Raw genomic sequence first — 9,791 nt, 5'->3', positions numbered from 1 at the left:
TGCCCCTGCCGATCCCTGGGGATACTGAGTTCTTCTATTCGTCCGTACTTCGTGTCTAAGCCCCGTGGGTAATAGCCGTTACGCTGCAGCTTTTGATCCGGGTTTTCTACTTTGATGAAATTCTTGATCTCCTCCTGAAGCAGGAATTCAATCTTCTCTTTCAAAAAATCCTTTACCATTTGATCCAATTGATTTTGTGACAGAATATCGGTTATACTAAAATTCATAGTAGGGTCTCCTCTCGTTCTGGAATCTTCGACAATTCCGAGAGTACCCTACTTTTTTTATTTTGAGAAGGCCTTCTTTGACTTACACAAGATATTTTACATCATCAAAGCATCACAAACTCTTATGCAGCATTGATTGAACCTATGCAAATTTGCATAACTCATTAATGCATTTGATCGTTTACTTTCTGCAGAAATGATTAAAAATATGCAAAATTGAATAAAAAAGGCCATCTTTTTTTGCAATGAAGACAAAAAGATGGCTTTTTCTGTTTTGGCACGGAACTTGCAATATATATTAGTGAATTCCGAAAGGAGGAGACAAAGCGATGTTAGATTTAAAAATGTATATAAACGGAGAGTGGAGAGACTCCCGAAATAAAGAAAAAAGGGATGTAATCAACCCTGCGACAGGAGAAGTTTTTGCACAGGCTGCTGAAGGTACGGTAGAAGATGCGAAAGAAGCAATTGAAGTTGCTAAACGTACATTTGAAAGCGGGGCATGGTCAGAGCTTCCGCCGATCGAACGAGCTTCCTATCTTTTCAAAATTGCCGACAAAATTGATGAATATCATGATGAACTGACGAAGCTTGAAACGATGGATAACGGAAAGCCACATCGGGAAGCTGATGGCGACATTACAGATGCAGCGAATTGTTTCCGTTACTATGCAGGATTAATTACAAAACCGGACGGGCAAACGTATCACGTTGCAGATCCAATGCAAGCGATGGTAGTTAGAGAGCCTGTAGGTGTTTGCGGATTGATCGTGCCGTGGAACTATCCGCTATTAATGAGTGTTTGGAAACTCGCTCCTGCGCTTGCAGCAGGCAATACGGTAGTCTTTAAGCCATCTGAAGTGACACCGGTTACACCGACAAAGCTTTTTGAAATTTTTGAAGAAGTCGGCCTTCCAAAAGGTGTTGCCAACATGGTCATGGGCGCAGGCCCAACCGTTGGAAATGAAATTGCCGAAAGCCATGATGTTGACATGGTTTCCTTCACAGGCGGAACAAAGACAGGAAAACATATTATGAAAGCTGCTGTAGGCAACATGAAGAAAATTTCGCTTGAGCTTGGCGGAAAGTCGCCAAATATCATTTTCGCGGACAGCGATTTTGAAACAGCTGTAGACTGGGCGCTATTCGGCATTTTCTCTGGATCTGGCCAGGTATGTTCTGCCGGCTCGCGCATTCTTGTCGAAGAAAGCATCTATGACAAGTTTGTCGATCGGTTTGTAGAACGGGCAAAGCAAATTAATGTAGGGCCTGGGGATGACGAAAACACAGAAATGGGACCGCTTGTCAGCGAGCAGCATATGGAAAAAGTTTTAAGCTATATCAATATCGGTAAAGAAGAAGGGGCGCGCCTTGCTTGTGGAGGCAACCGCATTACAAAAGACGGCCTTGAAAAAGGATATTTTGTCGAGCCGACCGTGTTTGTCGATGTGACTCCTGATATGCGTATCGTGCAAGAAGAAATCTTCGGGCCAGTTGTCGTTATTCAAAAGTTTAAAGACGAAGAAGACGCAATTAAACTTGCAAATGGCACTGATTACGGCCTTGCTGGTGGCGTATTTACGGTTGACGGGGCAAAAGCGTTGCGCGTCATTAAGAAACTCCGTGCAGGGATTACGTGGATCAATACGTATCACCCGACCTATAACGAAGCGCCATGGGGCGGCTATAAGCAAAGCGGGATCGGCCGCAGCTTAGGAACATTCGGTTTAGAAGAATTCCAGGAAATTAAGCAAATTAACATCAATTTACAGGTAGAGCCAATCGGCTGGTTTAGCAAGTAAAAAAATACGAGGAGAGATCAACATGAGCGTAAATTTAGAAAACAAAAAGTTACAGGAAAAGCAAGAAAATATTCAAGATTATATTAAACAAGTTCTACATTTAATAGAAAAAGATGAAATTACGAAGGAAGATGCGCAGTGGATCACGAAAGAAACAGTTGACGGATTCCGCGAGCATGTTAACCCTGGCTTCCTAGAATACCGCAAAACGGTAACAGAAGGCGGACAATTCGCGGCTGTTGAATGGTCTGACAGCGGCGCAGGCTTTAAAGATGTGAATGGAAAAGAATATATTGACTGTTTAGGCGGATTCGGCATTTACAATGTGGGACACCGCAACCCGAAAGTTGTCAAAGCAGTAACTGACCAATTAAAGCGCCAGGCGCTTCACAGCCAGGATCTTCTTGATCCGCTACGTGCAATGCTTGCGAAAATTTTAGGGGAAATCACGCCTGGAGACCTTAAATATGCATTCTTTACAAACAGCGGTACGGAAAGTGTTGAAGCAGCATTGAAACTTGCCAAAATGTACAGCGAACGGACAACGTTCATTTCTACGACAAAAGCGTTCCATGGTAAGAGTCTTGGTTCCCTTTCCGGAACAGCGAAAGGCATTTTCCGTAAGCCGTTCTTGCCATTAATCCCTGGTTTCCGTCATGTTCCATTCGGGGACATCGACATGATGAGAAAAACATTTGAAGTATGCGCGTTAACGGGTGAAGATGTGGCGGCTGTGATCTTAGAACCAATCCAGGGAGAAGGCGGAATCATCATCCCTCCAGAAGGCTACTTGAAACAAGTGAGAGAGCTTTGTGATGAGTACGGAGCACTTCTCATTTTGGATGAAGTACAAACGGGTATGGGACGTACAGGAAAAATGTTCGCGGCTGAGTTGTTTGATGTCGTTCCTGATATTATTTGTCTTGCAAAAGCGTTTGGCGGAGGCGTTATGCCAGCAGGCGCCATCGTTGCTCGCGAAGAAGTGTTCAAAAGCTGGTTCGAAAATCCGTTTATGCATACGACGACGTTCGGCGGCAACCCGCTTGCTTGTGCGGCAGCCATTGCAACAATCGACGTATTGTTAGAAGAAAAATTACCAGAACGCGCTGCGGAAGTAGGGGAGTATTTCTTAAATGAACTAAAAGAAGCGGCCAAAGGACACGAAGATAAAGTATTGGAAATCCGCGGCCAGGGATTGATGATCGGTATTGAATTCCATAAAGATGAAATCGGCTATGAAGTGTCAAAAGGAATGTTCGACAACGGCGTTCTTGTCGCAGGTACGCTCATCAACTCGAAAACAATCCGCATTGAGCCTGCGCTTACGATCAGCTATGAAGAAGTCAATACAGTCGTAAAAACATTTAAAGAAGTACTTAAAAACGTAAAAGCTTAAAACTGAAAAAGAAGGATTCGGTTCCTCTTTTAATAGGTAAGTAAAAATGAGCGGCCCTGCCATTTTTGCTTACCTTACTTCTGTAAAAGAAAGGATGTCTATAATGGCTAAAACATTCGTAAACTTGACAACAGCGATTCCGGGCCCTAAATCTCAAGAAATTTTAGAACGGCGCAAACGGGTTGTGCCGCGCGGGATCAGCAATGGAACGACGGCATTTGTAAAAAAGGCAAGCGGAGCTTTAGTGGAAGACGTTGACGGAAATACGTATATTGATTTCGCCGGCGCAATCGGGACAATCAATGTTGGGCATTCCCATCCTGAAGTCGTAAAAGCGATCAAAGATCAAGCTGATCAATTCATTCACACCGGATTTAATGTCATGATGTATGAATCATACATTGAGTTGGCTGAAAAAGTGACGGAACTTGCTCCGGGAGATTTCCCTAAACAAGCGGCTTTCTTTAACAGCGGAGCAGAGGCTGTTGAAAATGCCGTTAAAATCGCGCGTAAATATACGAAACGCCAGGGAATCGTTTCCTTTAGAAGAGGGTTCCACGGGCGGACACTAATGACGATGACAATGACGAGCAAAGTGAAGCCTTACAAATATGAATTCGGACCGTTTGCACCAGAAGTGTATAAAGCGGAATATCCGTATGCTTACCGCCGTCCGGAAGGCATGACGGAAGAACAATATTCTCAGTACCTCGTTGAACAATTTGAACACTTTTTAATCGCTGATGCCGCTCCGGAATCGATTGCAGCCGTTGTGATGGAACCGGTTCAAGGGGAAGGTGGATTTATCGTTCCAACGAAGGAATTTGTTCAGGGTATTTATAACATTTGTAAGAAATACGGCATTCTTTTTGTGGCTGATGAAATTCAAACAGGCTTTAGCCGGACAGGAAAATACTTTGCGATTGACCATTTCGGAGTAGAACCGGATCTTATCACCATTTCAAAATCACTTGGAGCAGGAACACCAATCAGCGGTGTGATCGGACGCGCCGAAATTATGGATGCGGCAAATCCAGGCGAGATCGGCGGAACGTATGCTGGAAGTCCACTCGGCTGCCAGGCAGCACTTGCGGTCATCAATATTATTGAAAAAGAAAAACTGAACGAGCGCGCTGATGTGTTAGGCAATAAAGTCATTGATCATTTTAACCAGCTTGCTGAACGCTTTGAACAAATCGGAGACGTCCGCGGACTCGGAGCGATGTGCGCATTCGAAGTAGTAAAAGATCGAGCAAGCAAAACGCCGGATAAAGAAGCAGTTGGAAAAATTGTAAAAGAAGCAAATGACAGAGGGCTTCTATTATTAAGCGCCGGCGTATACGGCAATGTCATCCGCATTTTAATGCCGCTAACCATTACGGACGAGCAGCTTGAAGAAGGCCTTGCCATTTTAACAGAATCGGTTGAAGCCGTATTTGCACCACAATATGCGTAAGTGAGGTGAATGTAGTGAGTAGTGTCATCGAAAAAAATAAATTTTATCCAATGTATATTAACGGTGAATGGGTCGGAGAAAATCTGACTGAATTTACGGATGTTCTCAACCCGGCGACAAAAGAAGTCGTAGGCATCATTCCGCGCGGCGGAAAAGAAGAAGCGGAGCTTGCTGTCGATGCAGCCTTTGACGCGTTTAAAAGCTGGTCGAAAAAAACGGCGGAAGAACGCTCTAACCTTCTTATGAAGTGGTTTAATTTGATTGAAGAAGAGAAGGAAGAAATCGGCAAGTTAATGACGATGGAACAAGGGAAGCCGTTAAATGAAGCGATTGGCGAAATGAGTTATGCGAACAGCTTTATTAAATGGTACGCCGAAGAAGCAAAGCGTGTTTATGGAGAAACGATCCCTGCTTCCGCAACAAACAAACGTCTTCTCGTTCGTAAAGAGCCAGTCGGCGTTATTGCTGCGATTACACCGTGGAACTTCCCGGCCGCGATGATTACACGGAAAGTCGGCCCGGCTCTTGCTGCCGGATGTACCGCCGTCGTGAAACCGGCCGAGCAAACACCGCTAACGGCGTTAAAATTAGCGGAACTGGCGGAAAAAGCGGGCATTCCAAAAGGAGTATTTAATGTCGTCACCGGAAAGGCATCGGCAATCGGCGAAGCGTGGATGAAAGACAGCCGTGTGCGGAAAATCACCTTTACAGGCTCGACAGAAGTCGGAAAAATTTTAATGCGCCAGGCTGCGGATAACGTAAAGAAAATTTCCCTCGAATTGGGCGGAAATGCTCCATTTATCGTCATGGATGATGCAAATTTAGAAAAAGCGGCAAAAAATTTAGTCGCTTCCAAGTTTAGAAATGCGGGCCAAACGTGCATTTGTACAAACCGCGTATACGTCCATGAAAATGTGAAGGAGGAGTTTGTCGAATTATTTAAAAAGGAATTGTCGGGATTAAAAGTAGGAAACGGACTCGAAGAAGGAACCGGAATAGGACCATTAATTGATGGAGCGGCGGTAGAAAAAGTGCAATCGCTCATCGAAGATGCCGAAAAGAAAGGCGCAACTATCGTCTATCGCGGCGAAAAACCTGCTGGTGCCAACGGCTATTTCTACGAACCTACCATTATGACGAATGTTCATGAAGACATGCTTTGCATAAAAGAAGAAATATTCGGCCCGCTTGCTCCAATCGTATCCTTTACAACGGAAGAGGAAGTTATCCGCCAGGCGAACGATACGAATTTTGGACTGGCTGCTTATATTTTCACGGAAAATTTAAGCCGTGCAATTCGCATCAGTGAAGCGCTCGAATACGGCATTGTCGGATTGAATGACGGCCTTCCATCAACGGCCCAGGCGCCATTCGGTGGATATAAAGAAAGCGGACTCGGCCGCGAAGGCGGACACCATGGCATTGAAGAATATTTAGAAACAAAGTATATTTCCATCGGGTTTGATGAATAATAGAGTAGAGGGCCTCTCGTGATGAGAATGCCCTCTTTTTTATTTTCGTGAACTGACAACAACTGTTTTTGATTGCAATATTGGAAATGAATGGTATTTGATAGAAATCTTAAGTAAAGCTATTTTATGAATGGCGATACCTCAAATATTATCACGAAAACTATAAAGGATTCAGAAAAATAGAAAAAAAGATTGCGAGATTATTCTGTGTTATGTATAATGTATACATAACACAGAATACGGGACACAAAATTTACTTTGTTGTCAAAAGGATGAATGGAATGATGGATGGAATCAAATTAAAACCTATTACTAAAGAAATAACCACTCAAGATAAAGTATATACGCAAATTAAGCAGGCCATTTTGAATGGAGACCTTACAAGCGATGAAATTTTTACTGAAGTACAGTTGTCCGAAACGTTAAATACTTCAAGGACTCCAGTAAGGGCGGCGATACAAGATTTAGTGAAAGAGGGCTTGCTTGTCTCTATTCCTAGAAAAGGGCTGACTGTCAGGGAAATCACCCAAAAAGAACAAGACGAAATCTTTTTATTAAGAAGTGCGATTGAGGTTGAAGTTGTAAAAAAACTCACTTCAGTGGTTACTTCTCCAAAGCAGTTAACCGCTCTTAATCTAATCTATCAGCAACAAGAAGAGGCAATGAAAAATGATGACGGAATTAAGTTTATCGATTTAGACCAAGAATTTCACCTTACATTAACAAGAATCGCCGGTTTTGGAATTATGGAACAAGTATTGCACAATCTCCATAACTTGACTCAACTAATGGGCTTAAAAGCAGTAAGTAAAAAAGGCCGAATGAAAGATGTACTAATAGAACACAGAGAAATCATCCGTGCACTTGAGGAAAGAAATTCTGAGTTAGCTTCACAATGTATTTTGGAACATTTGAAAAATACGAAAGAAACCCTAAAATTCATTGATGACCACTAATTTATGTTGGCGCTTTTGAAGGGGGGTGTTAGCGCAGCGCTTGTTTTAGAGATATTAAATGTCCTTCTCAGAATTAATGGCCACTTAGTATAAGATCTAATCAGTTTACGCATACGGAAATGAAAGCATTTACATTAAAAAATTAGTGCTTGTAAAATTTTAAGAAGGGAAGATTTTAATGGTAAGGACTGGAGCTCACTATTTAGAATCAATTAAAGACAAGCGAAATGTATATATTGGTGGGGAAAGAGTAGATGATGTAACCACTCATCCTGCTTTTAAAGGGATCGCTAAAACGATTGCTAATCTCTATGATATGGCTGCGGATGAGAGCAACAATATGACGTATGAAACCGAAGATGGAACGGTGGCAAATAAAATCTATATGATCCCAAAAAGCAGGGAAGATTTAAGAGATCGGCGGGAAGCGATTTCTAAGTGGTCTGAATCGACATTCGGATTTGTTGGCAGATCGCCGGACCATGTTGCCGCATTTATGGCGGGGTTTGCAAGCTCTCCAGACGTTTTTGAACGTGGAAATCCAAAGTTAAAAAATAACGCGGCTAACTTTTATAAATTTGCTAGAGACAATGATTTGTATTTATCCTATGTCATCATTCCTCCTCAAATTGACCGGAGCAAAGCAGCTCACGAGTTAGAGGAGAAATTCCTGGCAACTGGCGTTTATGAGGAAAGACAGGATGGAATTGTAATTAGAGGTTCTCAAATGCTTGGGACAGGGGCAGCTGTTTCGAATTATTTGTTTGTCAGCTGCATTACGCCGCTGAAGCCTGGCGATGAAACCTATGCGGTCTCTTTTGTGGTTCCAATGGATGCGCCGGGATTGAAGCTATATGCGCGGCCAAGCTATGCGGCGGACAAGCCAAGCACGTATGATTACCCGTTGTCTACTCGTTTTGATGAAAGTGATGCTTTGGTCGTCTTTGATGATGTATTTATACCCTGGGAGCATGTTTTTGTTTATAAAGACATTCAATTGGTACAGGCCCAATTCCATGAGACGCCAGCCCATCGGTTAGGGAATAGCCAGGCACAAACTCGTTTTGTCAGCAAGCTTAAATTTGTAGTTGGCTTAGCTCGAAAAATTACAGCCGCTAATGGAATTGATAAAATACCGGCGGTGGTAGAAAAATTGGGTGAACTGGCTTCGCTGGCGTCATCAGCCGAAGGAATGCTCCTTGCTTCGGAATACCATTGCACGATTGACAAAAATGGCACGGCAGTTCCAAATTCCCGCTTTTTATATGGGGCAATGGGATTACAAAACACACTGTATCCGCAAGTGATCCATATTTTCAGAGAACTTGTTGGCGGAGGAGTTCTGCAAGTGCCGTCTTCCTATAAAGAATTAATCAATCCCGAGACAAGGGATGACATGCAAAAGTATATTCGTTCGGCCACAGTTCAGGTGGATAAAAAGGTACAGCTATTTAAGCTTGCGTGGGATGTGATTGGCAGTGAATTTGCCGGGCGCCATCAACAATATGAAATGTTTTATGCCGGCGCACCATTCGTTGCCAAAGGATTCTCATACCGAAATTATGGGTACGAAGAAGCGGTAGCATTAGCTGACAAGTGCTTAGACAGTTATGGTCTGCCAGAAGAAGTCATCGTGCAAAAATAATTTACTGACCATTAGGAATTGTTGGTCAATTGGGGGTGTTTTTGAGTGAAAATAGGTGCCATTCAACTAGAAATTAAGGATGAAGAAACTAAACAAGATCGAATTGAAAGAGTGAAAGAGACTTTAGCAGGGATGCAAGGCTATGACCTTATTATTCTTCCGGAGATTTGGGCAACAGGCTATTTTGCTTTTGATTCTTATATTGAAGAAGCAGAAGAATTAAATGGGCCGTTCGTGCAAGATTTCTCACAGCTAGCAAAGTCTATGAACGTCTACTTATTTGCGGGGAGCTTTGTTGAAAAAAGCGGCGACGACTACTTCAATACGAGCATCATGTTTAATCCTGATGGTGAAATTATTGGAACGTATCGAAAGATTCATTTATTCCGCTACGGTTCTCAGGAGGGCAAATTGCTTACTGCAGGAAGCGACATTGCTGTTATCGACACACCATTTGGCAAAATAGGTTTATCCACTTGCTACGATTTAAGGTTTCCTGAATTGTATAGAAAGCAAGTTGATTTAGGCGCGGAAATTTTCTTAGTGACTTCAGCCTGGCCCCATCAACGGATTGAACACTGGAAAATCTTTAATGTGGCTAGAGCCCTGGAAAACCAATGTTATTTACTATCTTGCAATTGTGTTGGGAAGAGTCAGGGTGTGTTATTAGGAGGACATAGCCAGGTAGTTGATCCATGGGGAGTAGTAGTTGCCCAAGCTGGCGAAAAAGAAACGATCGTAACAGCAGAAATCAACCTTCCAGAAATTAAAGTCATCAGGGAAGATTTCCCCCAATTGAAACACCGGGTTTTACAGTAAACAGGACAGGAGTGAGGT

Annotated in this window: 8 protein-coding genes; 7 read left to right on the top strand and 1 reads right to left on the bottom strand. The window is 42.9% G+C overall.

What is annotated here, in order from left to right; all coding sequences use genetic code 11:
• Positions 1 to 227: transposase (locus tag H538_RS0115955; RefSeq protein WP_026677951.1), on the bottom strand; the 227-nt coding region annotated here is incomplete at its 3' end.
• 329 nt (positions 228 to 556) lie between these two features.
• On the opposite strand from H538_RS0115955, the gene H538_RS0115950 reads away from it, so the two are divergent.
• The 7 genes from H538_RS0115950 to H538_RS0115920 all read left to right on the top strand — a co-directional run bounded on the left by H538_RS0115950 (position 557) and on the right by H538_RS0115920 (position 9,773).
• Complete coding sequence (locus H538_RS0115950; protein ID WP_026678464.1) at positions 557 to 2,029, top strand: aldehyde dehydrogenase family protein; 1,473 nt, start codon at positions 557 to 559, stop codon at positions 2,027 to 2,029.
• 22 nt (positions 2,030 to 2,051) lie between these two features.
• On the top strand, positions 2,052 to 3,425 hold the full coding sequence (locus H538_RS0115945) for a putrescine aminotransferase (protein WP_026678463.1): 1,374 nt from the start codon (positions 2,052 to 2,054) through the stop codon (positions 3,423 to 3,425).
• Positions 3,426 to 3,525: 100 nt separating this feature from the next.
• Positions 3,526 to 4,881, top strand: coding sequence for a 4-aminobutyrate--2-oxoglutarate transaminase (gabT, locus tag H538_RS0115940; protein ID WP_407636402.1), 1,356 nt, complete (start codon positions 3,526 to 3,528; stop codon positions 4,879 to 4,881).
• A 50-nt stretch (positions 4,882 to 4,931) separates the two neighbouring features.
• Positions 4,932 to 6,353, top strand: a complete 1,422-nt coding sequence (locus H538_RS0115935; RefSeq protein WP_035351155.1) for an NAD-dependent succinate-semialdehyde dehydrogenase — start codon at positions 4,932 to 4,934, stop codon at positions 6,351 to 6,353.
• Between the two features lie 281 nt (positions 6,354 to 6,634).
• On the top strand, positions 6,635 to 7,309 hold the full coding sequence (locus tag H538_RS0115930) for a GntR family transcriptional regulator (protein WP_051291515.1): 675 nt from the start codon (positions 6,635 to 6,637) through the stop codon (positions 7,307 to 7,309).
• Positions 7,310 to 7,487: 178 nt separating this feature from the next.
• The gene (locus H538_RS0115925; protein ID WP_026678459.1) at positions 7,488 to 8,954 is read left to right on the top strand and encodes a 4-hydroxyphenylacetate 3-hydroxylase family protein; all 1,467 of its coding nucleotides are present in this window, start codon (positions 7,488 to 7,490) and stop codon (positions 8,952 to 8,954) included.
• 45 nt (positions 8,955 to 8,999) lie between these two features.
• Positions 9,000 to 9,773, top strand: coding sequence for a carbon-nitrogen family hydrolase (locus H538_RS0115920; RefSeq protein ID WP_026678458.1), 774 nt, complete (start codon positions 9,000 to 9,002; stop codon positions 9,771 to 9,773).
• The last annotated feature ends 18 nt before the right edge of the window (positions 9,774 to 9,791 follow it).

Origin of the sequence: Fictibacillus gelatini DSM 15865 (assembly GCF_000430745.1) — a bacterium.
Taxonomy (GTDB): domain Bacteria; phylum Bacillota; class Bacilli; order Bacillales; family Fictibacillaceae; genus Fictibacillus_A; species Fictibacillus_A gelatini.
Note: the sequence above shows the minus strand (reverse complement) of the source record. Positions and strands in the feature narration are given on the sequence as shown.

What these genes read in the sequence shown, in the direction of transcription:
- H538_RS0115945 (WP_026678463.1), top strand. Translation starts at nt 2,052, where the DNA reads ATGAGCGTAAATTTAGAAAACAAAAAGTTACAGGAAAAGCAAGAAAAT.
- H538_RS0115930 (WP_051291515.1), top strand. Translation starts at nt 6,635, where the DNA reads ATGATGGATGGAATCAAATTAAAACCTATTACTAAAGAAATAACCACT.
- H538_RS0115925 (WP_026678459.1), top strand. Translation starts at nt 7,488, where the DNA reads ATGGTAAGGACTGGAGCTCACTATTTAGAATCAATTAAAGACAAGCGA.
- H538_RS0115950 (WP_026678464.1), top strand. Translation starts at nt 557, where the DNA reads ATGTTAGATTTAAAAATGTATATAAACGGAGAGTGGAGAGACTCCCGA.
- H538_RS0115935 (WP_035351155.1), top strand. Translation starts at nt 4,932, where the DNA reads ATGTATATTAACGGTGAATGGGTCGGAGAAAATCTGACTGAATTTACG.